The organism is Streptomyces sp. NPDC002669, from assembly GCF_042889165.1.
Classification (GTDB): Bacteria; Actinomycetota; Actinomycetes; order Streptomycetales; family Streptomycetaceae; genus Streptomyces.
The window spans coordinates 258411-278182 of the sequence record NZ_JBIAQQ010000006.1 but is presented as its reverse complement, the minus strand read 5'-3'; the positions used below and the strand labels follow the sequence as shown (position 1 = coordinate 278182).

General features: G+C 71.4%; 21 protein-coding genes. 9 read left to right on the top strand and 12 right to left on the bottom strand.

Features of this window, described 5'->3' with window-relative positions:
* Positions 1-3 precede the first annotated feature (3 nt).
* On the top strand, positions 4-1254 hold the full coding sequence (locus ACFYW1_RS12275; protein WP_388990613.1) for an acetate kinase: 1251 nt from the start codon (positions 4-6) through the stop codon (positions 1252-1254).
* Between the two features lie 74 nt (positions 1255-1328).
* Positions 1329-2759: a pyruvate kinase gene (gene pyk / locus ACFYW1_RS12270; protein ID WP_388990611.1), complete on the top strand. Its 1431-nt coding sequence runs from the start codon at positions 1329-1331 to the stop codon at positions 2757-2759.
* 85 nt (positions 2760-2844) lie between these two features.
* On the opposite strand, the gene ACFYW1_RS12265 is transcribed toward pyk, so the two are convergent.
* From ACFYW1_RS12265 to ACFYW1_RS12250, 4 genes are all read right to left on the bottom strand, one after another.
* Entirely contained in the window at positions 2845-4083 is a 1239-nt protein-coding gene (locus ACFYW1_RS12265) for a hypothetical protein (RefSeq protein ID WP_388990609.1), read from the bottom strand.
* The gene (locus tag ACFYW1_RS12260; RefSeq protein ID WP_388990607.1) at positions 4073-4639 is read right to left on the bottom strand and encodes a DUF6114 domain-containing protein; all 567 of its coding nucleotides are present in this window, start codon (positions 4637-4639) and stop codon (positions 4073-4075) included. The genes ACFYW1_RS12265 and ACFYW1_RS12260 overlap by 11 nt, the downstream gene beginning before the upstream one ends.
* A 93-nt stretch (positions 4640-4732) precedes the next feature.
* Positions 4733-5374 (bottom strand): DUF6230 family protein, encoded by a 642-nt coding sequence (locus ACFYW1_RS12255; protein WP_388990605.1) that lies wholly within the window; start codon positions 5372-5374, stop codon positions 4733-4735.
* Positions 5375-5975: 601 nt separating this feature from the next.
* Positions 5976-6950, bottom strand: a complete 975-nt coding sequence (locus tag ACFYW1_RS12250) for a tetratricopeptide repeat protein (RefSeq protein ID WP_388990604.1) — start codon at positions 6948-6950, stop codon at positions 5976-5978.
* Positions 6951-7289: 339 nt separating this feature from the next.
* Here ACFYW1_RS12250 and ACFYW1_RS12245 point away from each other — a divergent pair, with 339 nt between their 5' ends.
* Positions 7290-7919 carry a TetR/AcrR family transcriptional regulator gene (locus tag ACFYW1_RS12245; RefSeq protein WP_388990603.1) on the top strand — a complete coding sequence of 210 codons (630 nt, stop codon included), beginning with the start codon at positions 7290-7292 and terminating at the stop codon, positions 7917-7919.
* A 58-nt stretch (positions 7920-7977) separates the two neighbouring features.
* Here the strand turns inward: ACFYW1_RS12245 and ACFYW1_RS12240 are convergent, their stop codons facing one another.
* The 4 genes from ACFYW1_RS12240 to ACFYW1_RS12225 form a co-directional block, all read right to left on the bottom strand.
* Positions 7978-9678, bottom strand: coding sequence for a methylmalonyl-CoA mutase (locus ACFYW1_RS12240; RefSeq protein ID WP_148839272.1), 1701 nt, complete (start codon positions 9676-9678; stop codon positions 7978-7980).
* Positions 9679-9788: 110 nt separating this feature from the next.
* Positions 9789-10121 (bottom strand): DUF3817 domain-containing protein, encoded by a 333-nt coding sequence (locus ACFYW1_RS12235; RefSeq protein WP_388990602.1) that lies wholly within the window; start codon positions 10119-10121, stop codon positions 9789-9791.
* 96 nt (positions 10122-10217) lie between these two features.
* The gene (locus ACFYW1_RS12230; protein WP_388990791.1) at positions 10218-10727 is read right to left on the bottom strand and encodes a MarR family winged helix-turn-helix transcriptional regulator; all 510 of its coding nucleotides are present in this window, start codon (positions 10725-10727) and stop codon (positions 10218-10220) included.
* Positions 10728-10737: 10 nt separating this feature from the next.
* Positions 10738-12138: an MFS transporter gene (locus ACFYW1_RS12225; RefSeq protein ID WP_388990600.1), complete on the bottom strand. Its 1401-nt coding sequence runs from the start codon at positions 12136-12138 to the stop codon at positions 10738-10740.
* A 71-nt stretch (positions 12139-12209) separates the two neighbouring features.
* Between ACFYW1_RS12225 and ACFYW1_RS12220 the strand changes: the two genes are divergently transcribed.
* The gene (locus tag ACFYW1_RS12220; RefSeq protein ID WP_388990598.1) at positions 12210-13196 is read left to right on the top strand and encodes a DUF5937 family protein; all 987 of its coding nucleotides are present in this window, start codon (positions 12210-12212) and stop codon (positions 13194-13196) included.
* A 50-nt stretch (positions 13197-13246) separates the two neighbouring features.
* Here ACFYW1_RS12220 and ACFYW1_RS12215 read toward each other — a convergent pair whose 3' ends face one another.
* Positions 13247-13540, bottom strand: coding sequence for an MTH1187 family thiamine-binding protein (locus tag ACFYW1_RS12215; protein ID WP_388990596.1), 294 nt, complete (start codon positions 13538-13540; stop codon positions 13247-13249).
* On the bottom strand, positions 13537-13887 hold the full coding sequence (locus tag ACFYW1_RS12210) for a DUF3817 domain-containing protein (RefSeq protein WP_384227851.1): 351 nt from the start codon (positions 13885-13887) through the stop codon (positions 13537-13539). The genes ACFYW1_RS12215 and ACFYW1_RS12210 overlap by 4 nt, the downstream gene beginning before the upstream one ends.
* Positions 13888-14180: 293 nt before the next feature.
* Here ACFYW1_RS12210 and ACFYW1_RS12205 point away from each other — a divergent pair, with 293 nt between their 5' ends.
* The 4 genes from ACFYW1_RS12205 to ACFYW1_RS12190 all read left to right on the top strand — a co-directional run bounded on the left by ACFYW1_RS12205 (position 14181) and on the right by ACFYW1_RS12190 (position 16863).
* Complete coding sequence (locus ACFYW1_RS12205) at positions 14181-14813, top strand: AIM24 family protein (RefSeq protein ID WP_148840413.1); 633 nt, start codon at positions 14181-14183, stop codon at positions 14811-14813.
* Positions 14813-15463: an AIM24 family protein gene (locus ACFYW1_RS12200; protein WP_388990594.1), complete on the top strand. Its 651-nt coding sequence runs from the start codon at positions 14813-14815 to the stop codon at positions 15461-15463. The genes ACFYW1_RS12205 and ACFYW1_RS12200 overlap by 1 nt, the downstream gene beginning before the upstream one ends.
* Entirely contained in the window at positions 15460-16269 is an 810-nt protein-coding gene (locus ACFYW1_RS12195) for an AIM24 family protein (protein ID WP_388990592.1), read from the top strand. Before ACFYW1_RS12200 ends, ACFYW1_RS12195 begins: the two co-directional genes overlap by 4 nt.
* Before the next feature lie 117 nt (positions 16270-16386).
* A complete protein-coding gene (locus tag ACFYW1_RS12190; RefSeq protein ID WP_148839266.1) occupies positions 16387-16863 on the top strand; it encodes a MarR family winged helix-turn-helix transcriptional regulator in 477 nt (158 codons plus the stop codon).
* A gap of 56 nt (positions 16864-16919) precedes the next feature.
* On the opposite strand, the gene ACFYW1_RS12185 is transcribed toward ACFYW1_RS12190, so the two are convergent.
* The gene (locus tag ACFYW1_RS12185; protein ID WP_388990589.1) at positions 16920-18368 is read right to left on the bottom strand and encodes an ATP-binding protein; all 1449 of its coding nucleotides are present in this window, start codon (positions 18366-18368) and stop codon (positions 16920-16922) included.
* Entirely contained in the window at positions 18365-19027 is a 663-nt protein-coding gene (locus ACFYW1_RS12180) for a response regulator transcription factor (protein ID WP_388990587.1), read from the bottom strand. The genes ACFYW1_RS12185 and ACFYW1_RS12180 overlap by 4 nt, the downstream gene beginning before the upstream one ends.
* A gap of 118 nt (positions 19028-19145) precedes the next feature.
* Between ACFYW1_RS12180 and ACFYW1_RS12175 the strand changes: the two genes are divergently transcribed.
* Positions 19146-19769: a PepSY domain-containing protein gene (locus ACFYW1_RS12175; protein ID WP_388990585.1), complete on the top strand. Its 624-nt coding sequence runs from the start codon at positions 19146-19148 to the stop codon at positions 19767-19769.
* Positions 19770-19772 lie beyond the last annotated feature (3 nt).

Here is a 19772-nt window from a genome sequence, read left to right as displayed (position 1 = left end):
CGGATGACCATCCCGACCACAGAGGGTTCCGGCACGGCGGGCGCCTGCCGCGTACTGGTCCTCAACTCCGGCTCCTCGTCGGTGAAGTACCAGCTGCTGGACATGAACGACCGCTCCCGGCTCGCGGTGGGACTGGTCGAGCGGATCGGCGAGGAGACCTCCCGGCTGGTGCACACCCCGCTGCTGGGCGGGGGTGCCGAGCAGCGCGAGCGCGTCGGTCCGATCGCCGATCACGAGGCGGCGCTGAAGGCGGCGGCCGAGGAGCTGGCCGCCGACGGGCTGGGGCTGGACTCCCCGGAGCTGGCGGCGATCGGCCACCGGGTGGTGCACGGCGGGCTGCGGTTCACCGAGCCCGTGGTGATCGACGACGAGGTGCTGAAGGAGATCGAGCGCCTGGTGCCGGTGGCCCCGCTGCACAATCCGGCGAACCTCACCGGCATCCGCACCGCGCGGGCCCTGCGGCCGGACCTCCCGCAGGTGGCGGTCTTCGACACGGCCTTCCACACGACGATGCCGGAGTACGCGGCGCGGTACGCGATCGACACGGAGACCGCCGACGCGCACCGCATCCGGCGCTACGGCTTCCACGGCACCTCGCACGCGTACGTCTCGCGCAAGGCGGCCGAGCTGCTGGGGCGCACCCCCGAGGAGGTCAACGTCATCGTGCTGCACCTGGGCAACGGCGCCTCGGCGTCGGCGGTGGCCGGGGGCCGGTGCGTGGAGACCTCGATGGGGCTGACCCCGCTGGAGGGGCTGGTGATGGGGACCCGTTCCGGGGACGTCGATCCCGCCGTCACCTTCCACCTCGAGCGGGTCGCGGGCATGTCGACGGACGAGATCGACGTCCTGCTCAACAAGAGGAGCGGTCTGGTCGGGCTCTGCGGCGACAACGACATGCGGGAGATCCGGCGCCGGGTCGACGAGGGCGACGAGCGGGCGGCGCTGGCGTTCGACATCTACGTGCACCGGCTGAAGAAGTACATCGGCGCCTATTCGGCGGTCCTCGGCCGGGTGGACGCGGTGGTGTTCACGGCGGGGGTCGGGGAGAACTCGGCGCCGGTGCGACAGGCTGCCATCGCCGGTCTGGAGGAGCTCGGGCTGGTGGTGGACGCGGATCTGAACGAGGCGCGGTCCGGCGGGCCCCGGCTGATCTCGCCGGACTACGCGCGGGTCGCGGTCGCCGTGGTGCCGACGGACGAGGAGCTGGAGATCGCCGACCAGACCTTCGCACTCGTCGGACAGGCCCACAACTGAGCACCCCCGCGCCCCTTTGTACCTTCCACCAGACGGAATATTCCGTAGCGAAACAAACCGATAGGATCCGCCCCATGCGCCGTTCCAAAATCGTCTGCACACTCGGTCCCGCCGTCGACTCCCACGAGCAGCTGGTCGCTCTGATCGAGGCCGGCATGAGCGTGGCCCGCTTCAACTTCAGTCACGGCAGCCACGAGGAGCACCAGGCCCGGTACGACCGGGTCCGCCGGGCCGCCGCCGAGACCGGCCGGGCGATCGGCGTGCTCGCCGACCTCCAGGGGCCGAAGATCCGCCTGGCGAAGTTCGCCGAGGGCCCCGTCGAGCTGGTCCGCGGGGACGAGTTCACCATCACCGCGGAGGACGTCCCCGGCGACAAGTCGATCTGCGGCACGACCTACAAGGGGCTGCCCGGCGACGTCGCCAAGGGCGACCCGATCCTGATCAACGACGGCAACGTCGAGCTGAAGGTCGTCGCGGTCGAGGGCCCCCGGGTGCGGACGATCGTCATCGAGGGCGGCGTCATCTCCGACCACAAGGGCATCAACCTGCCCGGCGCGGCGGTCAACGTCCCGGCCCTGTCCGAGAAGGACGTCGACGACCTGCGGTTCGCCCTGCGGATGGGCTGCGACCTGGTGGCGCTGTCCTTCGTGCGGGACGCCGACGACGTCAAGGACGTCCACCGGGTGATGGACGAGGAGGGCCGCCGGGTCCCCGTCATCGCCAAGGTCGAGAAGCCGCAGGCGGTCGAGCACATGCAGGAGGTCGTCATGGCCTTCGACGGTGTGATGGTGGCCCGCGGCGACCTGGCCGTGGAGTATCCGCTGGAGAAGGTCCCGATGGTGCAGAAGCGCCTGGTGGAGCTCTGCCGCCGGAACGCCAAGCCGGTGATCGTGGCGACCCAGATGATGGAGTCGATGATCACCAACTCGCGGCCGACCCGCGCCGAGGCGTCCGACGTCGCCAACGCGATCCTGGACGGCGCGGACGCGGTCATGCTGTCGGCCGAGTCCAGCGTGGGCGCGTACCCGATCGAGACGGTCAAGACGATGTCGAAGATCGTCGTCGCCGCCGAGCAGGAGCTGCTCTCCAAGGGGCTCCAGCCGCTGGTGCCGGGCAAGAAGCCGCGCACCCAGGGCGGTTCGGTGGCCCGCGCGGCCTGCGAGATCGCGGACTTCCTGAACGGCAAGGCGCTGGTCGCCTTCACCAAGTCCGGCGACACGGCCCGCCGGCTCTCCCGCTACCGCGCGCAGCAGCCCATCCTGGCCTTCACCACGGACGAGTCCACCCGCAACCAGCTCGCGCTGAGCTGGGGCGTCGAGGCCCATGTGGTGCCGCACGTGGACAACACGGACGCGATGGTCGACCTGGTCGACGGCGAGCTGCTGAAGCTGGGCCGTTACAACGAGGGCGACACCATGGTCATCACGGCCGGTTCGCCCCCCGGCATCCCCGGCACGACGAACATGGTCAGGGTGCACCACGTCGGCGGCGGCGAGCGCGGCTGACCCGGCCCGTACCCCCGTACGGCGCGGCTGTGGGCCGCACTCCCCCGAGGAGTGCGGCCCACAGTGCCGTGCGGGGTTACGGTTTCTAGCCGTTCCCGCCGGTGAAGTAGTTGTGCAGCCCCGGGATGGTGAGGGTGCCGCCGAACTGACCGGCCTGGACCACCTTGACCTTGGTGAAGATGGCCAGGGGCACGTTCAGCGGGGGCGGTGCCTGGGGGCTGAACGTCACCGGGATCAGGCCGAAGAGATTGCCCTTCAGCTCCTCGGTGTACATCGTGACCTCGCCGTCGCGGATGGTGGACTTGGAGCCCTTCCGCGCCTCCACATGGGCCGTCGTGCCGTTCGGGCCGACGGTCTTCTGGTGGAGGTCGTCGATGTCGATGGAACTGGCGGTGAACTTCAGCACCTTCTTGACGGTGCCGCCGTACGTCTTCACCTCGACGATGCCCTTGTAGTCCAGCCCCTTGAGGGTGAGCGCCGAACTCTCCAGGATCCACGGGTCGTCCGGGAGCAGCGGGATGCCCGTCTCCAGGTCGGCCGCGGCCAGCGCCTCGGCGTCGAGGGTCGGACAGGGGAAGGGCTGCTTGGCGCCGTCCGGGATGTCCTCGTCCTTCTTGGCGTCGAGGCCCTTGACGCTCTCGTCGAGCTCCTCGACCGGCTTGCCCGCCTTGCCCGCGGCCTCGCGGATGGCGTCGGCGGTCCTGCCGGCCGTCTCGTCCGCCGTCTTCTTCGCGGTGTCGGCGGGCTTCTCGGCGCTCTGCGAAGGCTTCGGGGACTCGGTGCTCCCGGTCGGGGCCGGGTCCGCCTCCTCCTTGTCCGGTCCGTCGAAGAGGTCCCGCAGCGCGTCGCCGATGCCCAGCGGGTCGAGCGGGTTCCTCGACTGCGTCGGGGCGGGCGATTCGCTCGGCGTGACGGCGGGCGCCCCGGCCTTCGTCTCCGGCTTCGCCGCCTCGTCCGCGGACGGGGTGGCCGAGGGCTTCGGGGCCGTCGGGTCGCCCTTTCCGGCACCGGAGTCGGTGGCGGACGGGGACGGTGACCTGGTCTGCGAGGCGGACGGCGAGGGCGACTCGCTCGGCTCGTCGGAGCGGGTCACGCAGGGGCCGGGAGCGAACGGGATCTCCGGGTTGTCGTCGGCCATCGCGAGCTTGGGGGTGAGACCCATGCCCACGAGGACGGCCGTCGGCATCGCGGCGAGCGCGAACGCCTTGCCGACCGGTATGTGCAGCTTCGTCAGCAACGGCTTCCTGGGGGCCGCGTGACGCGGCCCGCCCCTCGGCCGGAGGTCCTCCCCGGTCGAGTTCAGCTGCGTCTCGTCACCCCGCACGATTCCTCCCGCCGTCGACGTCGACTGTCGTGTCGTACTGCTCCGGCTGCTGGGACACCGCCGCCGTGGTGTGGAACTCGGGGCCGGGCTCCTGTGCGCCCCGGCCGTTCCCGGCCGTCTCGAAGTCCACCGCGCCGGCGGACTCGGGCTCGGGCTTCGGCTCGCCCGGGGCCCACGAGACGGAGAGCGCGCCGCCCAGCATGGAGAACAGGAAGCCGATCAGGAAGCCGCCGAGGTTGGCCACCGGAATCGAGATCAGTGCCAGCAGGATCGCGGCGATGCCGGCGAACACCCGCACGATGTGGTGGAACCACATCGTGAGCCCCAGCGTGATCAGCAGGACCCCGATGATCAGGGACCCGGCCCCGGCGGTCGTGGACATCGCCAGCGTGACGTTGCCGAGGTGCATGTTGGCGTACGGGAAATACGCGATGGGAAGGCCACCCACCATGGTGAACAGGCCCGCCCAGAACGGCCGATTACCCCGCCAGACACGGAATGCGCGCCAGAAGACGCGAAGGTAATGGTCGTTCTGCCCTGTGGACTCGGGGCTCATGGAAAACAGCTCCCTGGAACCGGTACCGCTGTGAGAAGTGAAAGGGTGGGCGGCCGGGGCCCCGCGAGGAGACCCCGGCCACCCGGCGGGTGCCTAGTAGCACTCCTTGACGCCACTGTGCAGCCGCAGGCTCAGGTTGCTGAGCTTGAACGTACCGGCCGTGGTCGCCCACGCCGTCTGCTTCACGTTCTTCAGCGTCACCGACTCGGCGCGCTGCGCGAAGCCGTTCGGGTTGACCCGGTCCTCGGTCTTCGGCTGGATGCCGGGCTTGCCGACGTTACCGGCCGCGACACCGATGTCGATGTTCTTGAACGACGCGTCCGCGTCGAGCTCGGCGACATCGAGGTACAGGTTGGTCGCCCGGACCGGCTTGGCCGGGTCCGTACCCGCCTTCAGCTGCAGCGTGACGGTGCCGAGGCCGAACGGCAGGCCCGGCGTGACCACCGACTGGCACATGTTGGTGATCGTGGCCTTGCTGAAGCCGGACACGGCCACCGCGTGCGCCGCGTCGCCGCCCTTGAGGTCCTTGCCGACAGCGACGCTGCCGTACTGGACGAAGTCCTCACCGACGAGCTTGTCCGTGCTCACCTTGAAGCTCTGGCCGGACACGCTGAAGGACGCCGCGAGGGCACCCTGCGCGAGACCGACACCCACCGCCGCGGTCGCGACGACGCTCGGCACCATGACCAGAGCGAAACGCTTCCATCTGGTGCCGCCACGAACCTGGGAACTCATATTTTTCCTCCTTCTCGGACGTACATCTCCGGTCCGGGCCTCGGCCCGTCCTGGGATGGGAGAAGTGCTACGTCCTCGGGAAGGAGAGCGCCTGCGTACGGAGGCACGAACCGCGCCCGAATCACCGGCGATCACCCCCGAGCGACAACCACTGGTCACGCGTGCGCGCAACCCGTATCGGACAGGCCCTGCCGGACGACAGGAACCCCCCTGTCCGGAGCCGGCCACAGCTGCCGCCGACCCACTCGGTGGGGACCCAACGGGGCCGCCGCACCGACTGGCGGTCGGGCTGACGTTATTGGACCGAGCCCGGCCGATCGTGGTGCATTCCCGCCCGCGACACAAGGGGGTTCGTTACTCGCTAGTAACGGCCTGATAACCAACGCTCGACCGACCGAGACCGGGCCACCACACAGGGTGGCCCCGAATCGGCGGACGAAAGGGCGGATCGGGGCCTCAAAGGGGACAGATCCCGGGCTTCGATTTACTCCGAGTAACAGCCTCTGCCTTTATCAAGATTTGGTAAAGCAGAGGTGTCTCTTATCGCCCGATCGCGAAAACGGCCGCGGCAACCGGCGGGCGCCGCGGCCGTGTTGTCACATCAGAACAAGACCCGCGCCAGCGCCGTACGCGCGGCCACGACCCGCGGGTCGTCCGGACCGATCACTTCGAACAGTTCCAGCAGCCGCACCCGCGCGGCGTCCCGGTCGTCGCCGAAGGTGCGGCGCACCGTCTCGACGAGCCGGCCGAAGGCGTCCTCGACGTGACCGCCGACCAGATCCAGGTCGGCCGCCGCGAGCTGCGCGGCGACGTCGGCCGGCCCCTCGGCCGCGTCCTTGCGGACCTGCTGCGCGTCCATGTCCTTGACCCGGGAGAGGAGTTCGGCCTGGGCGAGGCCGAGCTTGGCCTCCGCGTTGGCCGGGTCGTCGGACAGGACGTTGCGGTACGCCTGGACGGCGCCGGCGAAGTCATTGGCGTCCAGCGCCTGCGCGGCGGCTTCGAGCAGGGCGTCGTACGGGCCGGCGGGCGCCTCGGCCGGGGCCCGGTCGGTGTCCTCGGCGGCGTCCTGGTCGACCACGATCCCGGTGAGCCCGAACCGCTCCTCGCCGACCTGGATCAGCTGGTCCAGCGTCTGCCGGATCTGGGCCTCGGGGGCCACGCCCTGGAAGAGCGGGAGGGCCTGGCCGGCGACGACGGCGAAGACCGCGGGGATGCCCTGGATGCCGAACTGCTGCATCAGCATCTGGTTGGCGTCGACATCGATCTTGGCCAGCACGAAGCGGCCGTTGTACTCACGGGCCAGTCGCTCCAGGAGCGGGCCCAGCTGCTTGCACGGCTCGCACCACTCGGCCCAGAAGTCGATGACGACCGGGACTTCGGCGGAACGCTGCAGGACATCGCTCTCGAAGCCCGCCTCGTCGACATCGATCACCAGGGCGGAGGGGGACACGGCACCGCCACCGCCCTGCCGGGCCGACTCGGCGCGGGCCTGCTCCGCTTTCGCCTTGGCCTCACCGGCCGCCTTCACCGCGGCGAGGTCGACGACGCCGCTCATGGACATGTTCCTAGGCTGCATGCGTACATCCTCCCCCCTTGGCACGCCGATCCGAAAAGCGAGACGGGAACCGCGCCCGTCCACCACCCCCGCCGGTGTGCGGGGGACGTGCGGACGGACACGGTCCGAGGGCCCCTGAAAGACCCGTTGGACCCCTGAAAGGTCCGTTTCGGCGCCGGGTCCCCACCCGGTGCCTGTGGTTGTCATTCGGTCGCGGCGTCACGACGGCATGACCGTCGCTCTTACGCTACGACCCGTAGCGTAACTTCCCCGTACCCCTCGCGCACAAGTGCGCCCGGTGATCTGTCTCACGGCTCCGGGGACCGGTCGGTTCTACTTACTGACCGGTATGGTCACGGCATGCCGAGCCGCCCCCACCCCGAACCCCCGCGAACGGGACGCCCTCGCAGCGTCGCGGCCGACGAGGCCATCCTGGAGGCGACCAGGGCCTCCCTGGTCGACCTCGGCTGGTCGAAGCTGACGATGAGCGACGTGGCGACGCGGGCCGGGGTCGCCAAGACCACCCTGTACCGACGGTGGGCGGGCAAGAACGAACTGGTCGTGGACGCCGTCGCGGTGCTCTTCGACGAACTGGAACTGCCCGACCTGGGCAGCCTGTCGGCCGATGTGCAGTCGGTGGTGCTCCAGTTCGCCGCGCTGCTGGAGCGGCCGGAGACCCGGACGGCGCTGATGGCGGTGGTCGCGGAGTCGACCCGCGACGAGGCGCTGCGGACCCGGATACGCGACTCGATCGTGGACCGGCAGAAGCGGCTGGTGCTCCAGGGGCGCCGACGGGCCCAGGAGCGCGGGGAACTGCCCCGGGAGCAGGACGAGGACGTGGCGGCGACCACCGCCGACCTGATCTTCGACGTGATCGCCGGGGCGGTGGTGCACCGGGTCCTGGTGAGCGCGGAGCCCGTGGACGCGGACTGGGCCCGTCGCTTCACCGTGCTGCTGCTCGCGGGGCTGGGCGCGGCGGCCGCCGTCTGAGGACCGCCCCGGGAGCGGGGCCCCGCCGCCCCGCCGCTCCCGGGAACCCGTCCGTCCGTCAGAAGCCGGGCGGCTCCGTGTAGATGCCCCACTCGTCGCGCAGGACGCCGCAGATCTCGCCGAGCGTGGCCTCGGCCCGCACCGCGTCGAGCATCGGCGCGATCATGTTGGAGCCGTCGCGGGCGGCGGCCAGCATCGCGTCCAGGGCCGCCTTCACCCGGGCGTCGTCGCGGGCGTCCTTGCGGCCGCCCAGCACCCGGACCTGCTCGCGCTCGACCTCGTGGCTGACCCGGAGGATCTCCAGGTCGCCGGTGACCGAGCCGTGGTGGACGTTGACGCCGACGACCCGCTTCTCGCCCTTCTCCAGCGCCTGCTGGTAGCGGAAGGCGGACTCGGCGATCTCGCCGGTGAACCAGCCGTCCTCGATGCCGCGCAGGATGCCGGAGGTGATGGGCCCGATCGGGTGCTGACCGTCCGGGTGCGCCCGGGTGCCGCGCTCCTTGATCTGCTCGAAGATCTTCTCGGCGTCGGCCTCGATCCGGTCGGTGAGCTGCTCGACGTACCAGGAACCGCCCAGCGGGTCGGCCACGTTGGCGACGCCGGTCTCCTCCATCAGCACCTGCTGGGTACGCAGCGCGATCTCGGCGGCCTGCTCGGAGGGGAGCGCGAGGGTCTCGTCGAGGGCGTTGGTGTGCAGCGAGTTGGTGCCGCCGAGGACCGCGGAGAGCGCCTCGACGGCGGTCCGCACGACGTTGTTGTACGGCTGCTGGGCGGTGAGCGAGACGCCGGCGGTCTGGGTGTGGAAGCGGAGCCACTGCGCCTTGTCGGTCTTCGCCCCGTAGACCTCCTTCATCCAGCGGGCCCAGATCCGGCGGGCGGCGCGGAACTTGGCGATCTCCTCGAAGAAGTCGAGGTGCGCGTCGAAGAAGAAGGAGAGGCCGGGCGCGAAGGTGTCGACGTCCAGGCCGCGGGAGAGGCCGAGTTCCACGTAGCCGAAGCCGTCGGCCAGGGTGTACGCGAGCTCCTGCGCGGCCGTCGCACCGGCCTCGCGGATGTGGTAGCCGGAGACCGAGAGCGGCTTGTAGGCGGGGATGTCGCGGGCGCAGTGCTCCATCAGGTCGCCGATGAGGCGCAGATGGGGCTCGGGCTGGAAGAGCCACTCCTTCTGCGCGATGTACTCCTTGAAGATGTCGGTCTGGAGCGTGCCGTTGAGCACCCCCGGGTCGACGCCCTGGCGCTCGGCGGCGACCAGGTACATGCAGAAGACCGGGACGGCGGGACCGCTGATCGTCATGGACGTGGTGACGTCGCCGAGCGGAATGTCCTTGAAGAGGATCTCCATGTCGGCGGCGGAGTCGATGGCCACGCCGCAGTGCCCGACCTCGCCGAGCGAGCGGGGGTCGTCGGAGTCGCGGCCCATCAGGGTCGGCATGTCGAAGGCGACGCTGAGCCCGCCGCCGCCGGCGGCCAGGATCATCTTGTAGCGCTCGTTGGTCTGCTCGGCGTTGCCGAAGCCGGCGAACTGGCGGATGGTCCAGGTGCGGCCCCGGTAGCCGGTCGGGTGCAGTCCCCGGGTGAAGGGGTACTCGCCGGGCCAGCCGATCCGCTCGAACCCCTCGTACGCGTCGCCGGGGCGGGGCCCGTAGACGGGCTCCACCGGGTCCCCGGAGAGCGTGGTGAAGTCCGCGTCACGCTTGCGGGCCTTGTCGTAACGGGCCTGCCAGCGGCGGCGGCCCTCCTCGATCGCGTCAGCGTCCATGTCTTCGAATTTACTAGGACGTCCTAGTAAATGTCGATGGCAAACCGCCCGGTGCTCGGCACGGGGCGGTTCGGGTGGTGCGGTGCGGACCGGCGCGGACCGGCGGCCTCTCAGGCCTTGGCGGTCGCCGGGGCGGCGGTGGCGAGCAGCGGCTCGACCTCGCGGACCACCTTGCGCTCGACGAAGAACGCGGCCGTCGGGATGGTGCCGGAGATCAGGACCCAGAGCAGCTTGCCCATCGGCCACTTCGCCTTGGAACCGAGGTCGAAGGCGAAGATCAGGTAGACGATGTAGAGCACACCGTGGACCTGGGAGACGACGAGCGTCAGGCCCTCGCCCTTGTCGAAGCCGTATTTGAAGATCATGCAGACGCAGAGGATGAGCAGCATGACGGCGGTGACGTAGGCCATCACCCGATAGCGGGTCAGCACGCTGGGTTTCATGGAACCGAGCGTAACCGCACGTCCGGGGCGATCTTGCAGCGGGCCGGGCCCTCGAAACGCCGTTCCATTTCCCGCCCCGGCGCCCCTCCCCCGCGCCTACGCCTCCTCGAAGTCGTGGGCCGCGACCCGCAGCGGGCGCAGCATGGCGAAGATCTCGGCACACTCCTCGGCGTCGTACACCCCGAGTCCGAACTCCATGTCGACGAGGTCCTTCGTCGCCGCCTCGACGACCTCGCGGCCCCTGTCCGTGATGGAGGCGAGGGTTCCGCGGCCGTCGTTGGGGTTGGGGCGCTTGGCGACCAGTCCGGAGCGCACCAGCCGGTCCACGGTGTTGGTGACGGAGGTGGGGTGGACCATCAGCCGCTCCCCGATCTTGGACATCGGCAGCTCACCGGCCTTGGAGAAGGTGAGCAGCACCAGCGCCTCGTACCGGGCGAAGGTCAGTCCGTACGGCTTGACGACCGCGTCGACCTCGGCGAGCAGGATCTGCTGGGCGCGCATGATCGAGGTGATCGCCCCCATCGAGGGCACCGGGCCCCAGCGCTGCTGCCAGAGTTCGTCGGCGCGGGCGATGGGATCGAAGGGAAGACTGAGCGGCTTCGGCACGGCATCGACCTTACCCATTGGTCACATGCTGGTCAGCCCCGTCTCGGACTTCGGTACCGCGCACTTGTTCCCCGGATCGCGGGCGGGTGGCGCGGACCTCGCGGATCACCAGCAGCGTGCACAGGGTGCCCACCGCCCCCGAGGCGGCGACGACCTGGTGGACCGGGAAGAACTCCGCGGCCAGCCCGGCGAGGGCCATCCCCAGGCCCTGGACCGTCATCAGCCCGGCGGTGAGCAGGGTCATCGCCCGGCCCCGCAGTGCCTCGGGCACCGCGTCGAGAAACCACTGGTCGAGCCCGATGATGTACGCCGCCCCCACCCCGGTCAGCACCAGGGCGGCGAGGGTGAGCACCATGCCGGGACGGGACGCGTACAGCAGCAGGGGGAGCAGTCCGAGGGCGGCCACGGGCAGCACGGTCCGGGAGCGGGCGCGGGGGCCGAGGACGGACCCCGCCCAGAGCTCCGACCCGATGTGGCCGACGGCCATCGTGCACATCATCAGCCCCAGCGCCGCGGGCCCGGCGTCGATGGCGTCGGCGTAGGGCGCGGCCAGGGCCTCCGGCGCGACCACGAAGAAGGCGGGCACCCAGAAGAGCAGCAGCAGCGCCCGGATCCGGCGGTCGGCGAGGACCGCGCGGGTGCCGGAGAGGGAATCCCCCAGCAGCGTCCCGCCGCCCCCGTCCGTCGCGGCCGACCGGGCCGGCCGGGCCCGGGTCCCGAAGCGGAGCAGCAGCGCCGAGCAGCAGAACGTGCCGACGGCGACCGCGATCGCCCCGCGCGGCGTCAGGGCGGCCAGCAGCAGTCCGCCGGCCCCGAAACCGATGAGCAGGGCGGACTGGGAGACGATCCGCAGCAGCGAGCGGCCCAGGACGTAGAGGTCGCCCTCGCCGAGGATCTCGGTGAGCGCCGCGGCCCGGGTCCCGGTGAACACCGGCGCGACCGCCGCCACGACGCACCGCAGCGCGAGGAGCCCTCCGACGGGGGTGCCGGGCAGCACCATCACCGCGACGCAGCAGGCACAGACCAGGTCGCAGACGACGAGGACGCGGCGGGCGGGGTACCGGTCGGCGATCCCGGCGAAGAGGGTGCCGCCGACCGCGTAGGGGAGGAGGCCCAGCGCGAAGGTGAGGGCGGAGAGCAGCGGGGAGCCGGTGAGGTCGTAGACGAGGACGGTGAGGGCGAGTTCGCTGACGGAGACGCCGAGCAGCGAGAGCAGGTGCGCCGTGAAGACGGCCCGGAACTCCCGTACCCGGAACACCGCCCGGTACCCGCCGCCCGTCTCGTTCCCGGAGCCCCGCGTCCGGCTCGGGTCGTGCGGCTCGCGGGGCTCCGGGGCGGGTGCCGGAGGCTTCGGCCCTGGGGCGGGAGGGGTGCGGGTCGTGCCCGCCTGTGTACGGTCGTCGCTCGGCATGGACGCAGCGTGGCCGAGCGCCCGGCCCCTCCGTAGACTTTCGGTTCAGGCCGAATCTTCCCGGAGCCCCCGTGCCCTTCCATCTGCATTTCGACGAGAGCGACCTGCTCCGCTGCCGCTTCGCGCTCTCCCCGCTCTGGGAGACGCAGGAAGCCGTGCGCACGCTCTCCCGGCGGGGCCGGCACGGTTACCACCTGCCGTGGCTGCGGCGGATCGAGAAGACCGCCGCCGGGCTGGACCTGGAACCGCTGTGGCGGCTGATGCCCGAGGGCGGGCACAACCCCGACTTCCTCTGCCCGCCCCCGATCGGCCCGCTGGCCGGCTTCGAGGAGGAGATCGCCGCCGTCCGCGCGGTCGACCCGGCGGTGGCCGCGGACGACATGGCCCTGGCCCTCGCCGACATGCCCGGCGGCACCGGTTCCCCGGCCGGGCGCCGGATGCTGGCCGATCCGGCGCGTACCGTCCAGGAGCTGGCGGACCTGCTGGAACGGGCCTGGCAGCTGATGATCGAGCCGCACTGGCCGCGGCTGCGCGCCCTGCTGGAGGCCGACATCGCCTACCACTCGCGGCGGCTGGCCGAGGTCGGCTTCGAGCGGCTGCTGGGCGAGCTGAGCCCGCAACTGCGCTGGACCGGTTCGACGCTCACGGTGACCGGCACCCGCGGGAACCACACCCGGGTGCTCGGCGGGGAGGGGCTGGTCCTGATGCCCAGCGTCTTCGTCTGGCCCGATGTCGTCGGCGGCTACGAGCCGCCCTGGCTGCCCGCGGTGATCTATCCGGCCCGCGGCATCGGCGGGCTCTGGACGGAGGCCGCGGACCGCACCCCCGACGCGCTGGCCCGGCTGCTCGGGCGGGCCCGCGCCGACGTCCTGTGCGCGCTCGACGAACCGGCCGGGACCACGGCGCTTGCGCACCGGCTCTCGCTCGCGCCCTCGTCCGTGTCGGAGCACCTGTCGGTACTGCGCGCGGCGGGGCTGCTCACCTCACGCCGGTACGGCCACCAGGTGCTGTACGAGCGCACTCCCCTGGGCATCGCGCTGACGGCCGGGGCCCCGTGAGAGGCCCGCGCGCGTGCGCGGGTTCACGGGGCCCCGGGAACCGGACCGGTTCACTGCGCCAGGTAGCGCTCGACCGTCTCCACCTTGGTGGTCAGGCCGTCGGTGACGCCGGGGCGGATGTCGGCCTTCAGTACGAGGGAGACGCGCCCGGCACGGGCCTCGACGGCGGCGACGGCCCGCTTCACCACGTCCATGACCTCGTCCCATTCGCCCTCGATGGAGGTGAACATGGCGTCCGTGCGGTTGGGCAGACCGGATTCGCGGACGACGCGGACGGCGTCGGCGACGTACTCGCCGACGTCCTCGCCCACGCCCAGCGGGCTGACCGAGAAGGCGACGATCATGCGCTGACCACGCCTTCGCGGCGGGCGCGGGCGGCGATGACGCCGTCGGCCTCGTAGCGCTTGAGCAGCTTGTCGCCGTACAGGCCGCCGAACGGCACCACCGCCAGCAGGAAGAAGAGCGCGACGCGCTTCAGCGGCCACTTGGTCTTGGCCCAGACGTCGAGCAGCAGGACGGCGTAGATCACGAAGAGCACGCCGTGCAGGATGCCGAGCGGCATCATCAGGAAGTCGATGTCCGAGACCCGGCTGAGGACCGAGCCGAAGATGATCAGTGCCGGGAAGGAGAGCGCCTCGGGAATCGAGATGAGGCGCAGCCGGTGCAGGGCGGTAGCGGTCTTGATGTCCACGGGGGCACCTTCGGTGGGAGGGTCGTGACAGCTTGTGAACGCGGGCACAAGCTCGCCCCATTGTGGCATCGGCGCGGAGGGTGCCCGGCGGCGGGGGCGGGTCCGGGACGGATGTGCGGTTCGGGGCGTCCCCGGGGGGCCGGCCTCGTACCGGGCCCCGTGCCCCGGGCCGTATCGTCCCGATCGCGTACGGATACCGTCCCGGATGCGTATCAGGGTTCCCTCGGGGGCCGGATCCTGCCCGGGACCCTGTCCCGGCCCGGGGCCCGCCGGTTAACGTCGGGTCCGTGGCAATGTTCCGACTCCAAGGCAGCAGAACGCTCGCCGTCGATCTGGCCGGTGACGCCGTCAAGGCGAAGAACGGCTCGATGGTCGCCTACGACGGCCGGATGACGTTCAAGAAGATGACCGGCGGCGGTGACGGTCTGCGCGGGATGGTGACCCGTCGGCTGACCGGTGAGCAGATGGCCGTGATGCAGGTGACCGGCGAGGGCACCTGCTACTTCGCGGACCGGGCGAGCGAGATCACCCTCGTCTCGCTGCACGGCGACAAGCTCCACGTCGAGGCGAGCAATCTGCTGTGCACCGACTCCTCGCTGCGCACCGGCACCACCTTCACCGGGCTGCGCGGCGGGGCGAGCGGCAACGGCCTGTTCACCACCACCGTCGAGGGCACCGGGCAGGTGGCGATCATGTCGGACGGCGCGGCGGTGGCGCTGCGGGTCTCCGGGCAGTACCCGCTGTGCGTCGACCCCGGCGCCTACGTCGCCCACCAGGGCGACCTGCGCCAGCAGTTCCAGACGGGGGTCGGCTTCCGGACGCTGATCGGCGAGAGCTCCGGGGAGTCCTTCCAGATCCGGTTCGAGGGCGAGGGCGTCGTCTACGTCCAGCCGAGCGAGCGGAACACCATCGGGGGCGATGTCTGATGCCGTTCCGCGAGATCAACTCAAGGATGGTCGAGGCGACGGTGGTCCCCGGCCAGAAGCTGTTCAGCCAGCGCGGGGCGATGCTCGCCCACCGCGGCGAGGTGTCGTTCACCCCGAACATCCAGGGCGGCCAGGGCGGCGTGCTGTCGATGATCGGCCGGCGGGTGGCGGGCGAGGCGACCCCACTGATGACGGTCGAGGGCAACGGCACGGTGATGTTCGGCCACGGCGGCCACCACATCCAGGTGATCAACCTGTCCGGCGACACCCTGTACGTGGAGGCCGACCGGCTGCTCGCCTTCGACGGGACGCTCCAGCAGGGCACCATGTTCATGGGTTCGCAGGGCGGCGTGATGGGCATGGTGCGCGGCCAGGTGACCGGCCAGGGGCTGTTCACCACCACCCTCAAGGGGCACGGCGCGGTCGCCGTGATGGCCCACGGCGGGGTGATCGAGCTGCCGATCGTCCCGGGCCGCTCGGTGCACGTGGACCCGCAGGCGTACGTCGCGCACCACGGCGAGGTGCGCAACAAGCTCTCCACCGCGCTCGGCTGGCGCGACATGGTGGGGCGCGGCTCCGGCGAGGCGTTCCAGCTGGAGCTGAGCGGCAGCGGCGCGGTGTACGTCCAGGCCTCGGAGGAGAAGCTGTGAGCACGCCCGTGATCTTCGATCCGATGACGCTGCCGTCGGACGACAACGTCAACGCGTACACCTTCTGCGTGGAGCTCAAGGGGAGCCAGTGGTTCCTGCAGAAGGGCAAGATGATCGCCTACTACGGGCGGATCGAGTTCGACGGCGTGGGCAACGGCCGCTTCGACCGGCTGCTCCGCACGAGCTTCCACTCGCCGCTGCACGCGGGCGACTGGGTGGTGGCCGAGGGCAGCGGCAAGATGCTGCTCGCGGACCGGGCCTTCGACGTGAACTCCTACGACCTGGACGACGGGAACCTGACGATCCGGTCCGGCAACCTGCTCGCCTACCAGCCGACGCTGGCGCTGAAGCAGTCGATCGTGCCGGGTTTCCTGACCCTGATCGGCACGGGGAAGTTCGTGGCCGCCTCCAACGGTCCGGTGGTCTTCATGGAGCCGCCGCTGCGGGTCGATCCGCAGGCCCTGGTGGGCTGGGCGGACTGTCCCTCGCCGTGCCACCACTACGACCACGGCTACCTGACGGGCGTGATCGGCGGCCTGCGGGCGCTGACCGGCATCGGGGGCACCTCGGGCGAGGAGCACCAGTTCGAGTTCGTCGGGGCGGGCACGGTGCTGCTCCAGTCGACCGAGGTGCTGATGGCCGAGCAGGCGACGGGGGCGGTGCCGGGCGAGCCCGGGGTGCCCGGCGGCGGGGGCCCGGGCCGCCCCGGCGTGCCGCCCCGGGCGCCCGGCGGTTCGGGTCAACCTGGCGCCTCACCCCGATTGCCCGGCCAGCTGGGGGATCTCCAGCGTCGCTTCGGTTTGTGAACGGTAGTCTGCGGAGCGTGACGTCGAACGTCTGCGCCCCGGCCCTCCTCCGGCGGGTACCGACCGTCACACCCCTCACTTCGTCCGGCTTTCAACTTCTTAGGTAGAATCCACATTATGGAGACCGAGACGGCCACCCGTTGGCTGAGCGATGCGGAGCAGTGCGCCTGGCGCACCCACCTGGACGTCAGCAGGCTGCTGATGCACCAGCTGGAGAAGGACCTCCAGCCGTTCGGACTGACCAACAACGACTACGAGATCCTGGTCAACCTCTCGGAGTCGGAGGACCAGCGCATGCGGATGAGCGACCTCGCCGCCGCGACGCTGCAGTCCAAGAGCAGGCTCTCGCACCAGATCACCCGGATGGAGAACGCCGGGCTGGTCCGCCGGGAGAACTGCGAGTCCGACCGGCGCGGTCTGTTCGCGGTCCTGACCGAGGACGGCGCGGAGACGATGCGGAAGGTGGCCCCGCACCACGTGGCCTCCGTCCGCAAGCACTTCATGGACCTGCTGACGCCGGAGGCGCTGGCGAACCTGCACGCGGCGCTGACGCCGGTCGCGGAACACCTGCGCGGACGCCGCGGCAAGATCTGACCGCACGGGGCCGGACGGCGTCCGGCCCCGTGCGGCGGTGCGCCCGTACGTGGTGCTCAGCCGGCGGCCGGCAGCCGGAGCGTGAACCGGGCGCCGCCCTCCGGCGCGCCGTCGGCCGTCAGCCCACCGCCGTGCCGGACGGCGACGTCCCGGGCGATGGCCAGACCGAGGCCCGCGCCGCCGTCGTCCCGGGTGCGGGCGTCGTCGAGGCGGACGAAGCGTTCGAAGATCCGCTCGCGCTCGTCCGCCGGGATCCCCGCCCCGTCGTCGGTGACCTCGACGAGCACGTCGCCCCGCTCCGACGCCCGCACCGATACCGTCACCGCGTCCCGCGCGTGGCGCTCGGCGTTGTCCAGCAGATTGCCGATCACCCGCGCCAACTGCCCGCGCGATCCGGTCACTTCGAGACCTCCGGAGTCCGGCACGGACACCGTCACCGGGATGCGGTCGCCGACCCGCTGGGAGACCTCCTCGCGCACCAGCGTCCCCAGGTCCAGCGTCGAACGCCCCGGCCGCTCCCCCGCGTCCAGCCGGGCCAGCAGCAGCAGATCCGCGGCCAGCGCCTGGAGCCGTACGGTGTCGGCGACCGCGCCCGGCACGTCCAGCAGCTCCGGATGGGCGGCGCCCACCTCCAACTGGGTGCGCAGGGAGGCGATCGGGCTGCGCAGTTCGTGCGAGGCGTCCGCGACGAACCGGCGCTGGCGGTCCACCGACGCCTCCAGGGCCGTCAGGGTCTCGTTGGTGGTGCGGGCCAGCCGGGCGATCTCGTCGCGCGAGTCGGGCTCGGGCACCCGGCGGCCCAGGTCCTCGGACGCGGTGATCGCGGCCATCTCGCGCCGGATGTCCTCGACCGGGCGCAGCGCCCGCCGGGTCACCAGCCAGGTCACCCCGGCGACGACGGACAGCAGCACCGGCAGCCCGATCAGCATCGCGCCGCGCACGGTCCCCACGGCCTCCTGCTCGGCGGCCAGCGGGGCGCCCGCGTGGACGGTCAGGGTCGCCCCCCGGGACGTGGTCGCCCGGACGGACGCGAAGCGGTAGTCGGCGCTCTCGCCGTCGACGGTGGCGGTGCCGTTGGTGAAGTCCGGTTCGTCCGGGTCGACTTCGCCGCGGTCCGGGTCGCCCCCGCCGTCGTCGGCCAGGTCGTCGTCGTCCCCGTCGTCGGAGCCGGAGCCCCGTCCCGGGGCGGCGGACGGGACCGGCGCCACCCGGTCCGTGCCGGTACCGGAGATCGCCTCCAGGTCCTTGGACACGGCGACCACGCGCCCGTCCCCGTCGACCACCTGGACCGGGTGGTCCTCCTCGTCGCGCATCTCCAGCCGGTCGTGGGGCACGTCGAGGGCCAGTTGGCCGGCCACCTCGCGGGCCACCACCTCGGCCTGGAGCCCCGCCTGCCCGGTGAGGTTGGCGCGCAGCACCAGGAGCACGGCGATCCCGGCGCCGATCAGCGCGAGGGCGACCACCACCGTGGCGCCCAGCGCGGCCCGGGCCCGTACCGACCTCACGGCGCCTCCAGCCGGTAGCCCGCCCCGCGCACGGTGCGGATGGCGGACGCGCCGAGCTTGCGCCGCAGCGTGCTCACGTACACCTCGACGATGTTCGGGTCGCCGTCGTAGGCGAAGTCCCAGACGTGCTCCAGGATGTCCGCCTTGCTCACCACCTGCCCGGACCGCAGCACGAGCTGTTCCAGCACCGCGAACTCCTTGGTGGTGAGGGCGATCTCGGTGCCGCCGAGGTGGACGCGGCGGGCCGCGGTGTCCATGCGCAGGGAACCGGCCTCGATCACCGGGGAGGCGCCGTGCCCGCCCCGGCGCCGCAGCAGAGCCCGGATCCTCGCCACGAGCACGACGTACGAGAACGGCTTGGTCAGGTAGTCGTCGGCCCCGGTGTCCAGGCCCTCCGCCTCGTCGTACTCCCCGTCCTTCGCCGTCAGCATCAGGATCGGCGTCTCGTGACCGGCGGCGCGCAGGGCGGCGCAGATCCGGTAGCCGTTCATCCCGGGCAGCATGATGTCGAGGACGACGAGGTCGTACACCCCCTCGGAGGCCCGGTGCAGTCCTTCGAGTCCGTCGTGCACGACGTCCACGGCGAAGCCCTCGGCGGTGAGCCCGGCGGCCAGGGACGTCGCCAGCCGCTTCTCGTCCTCCACGATCAACAGACGCATGGGCCCAGGGTCGCAAACCGAAGCTGAAGACGGCTTCAGCCGGCTTCAGGCTGCGTTCAGCATCACCCCGGCAGTGTGGTTCCCGTCGAGACCGGAGCACCCGATCGGGAGGAACCCCATGAAGCGCAAGATCGTCATCGCCGCAGTCGCCGCCGCCGTGCTGGTCGGCGGCGGTACCGCCGGCGCGGTCGCCTTCGCCGACGACGACCACGACCGCGAGGTGCGCAGCAGCGTGGCGGCCGACGGCACCGCCCGCGTCTCCGTGCAGGACGCCGTCGCCGCCGCCCTGAAGGCCGTCCCGGGCACGGTCACCGGGGCCGAACTGGACGACGAGGACGGCGGTCTGGTCTGGGAGCTCGACGTGTACGGCTCCGACAAGGTCTGGCACGACGTGACGGTGGACGCGGGCAACGGCAAGGTGCTCGGCAAGCACACCGACGATGACGACGACCGCGACCGGCACGCCCCCCGGTCGGCCGCCGGGTCGCTGGACTCGGCGACCGCCGCCGCGCTGAAGGCCGCCCCCGGGACCGTGACCTCCGTCGACCTGGACGGCGACCGCGACGACCGCGGTACGGCGCACTGGGAGGTCGAGGTCCGGGGCGAGGACGGCAAGGAGCACGAGCTGGACGTCGACGCGAGGACGGGCAAGGTCACCGCGGACCGTTCGGACGACGACGGGCACGCCGGGGCCGACGGCAGGCACGACGACCGGCACGAGGACGACCGCGACGGCGACTGACGG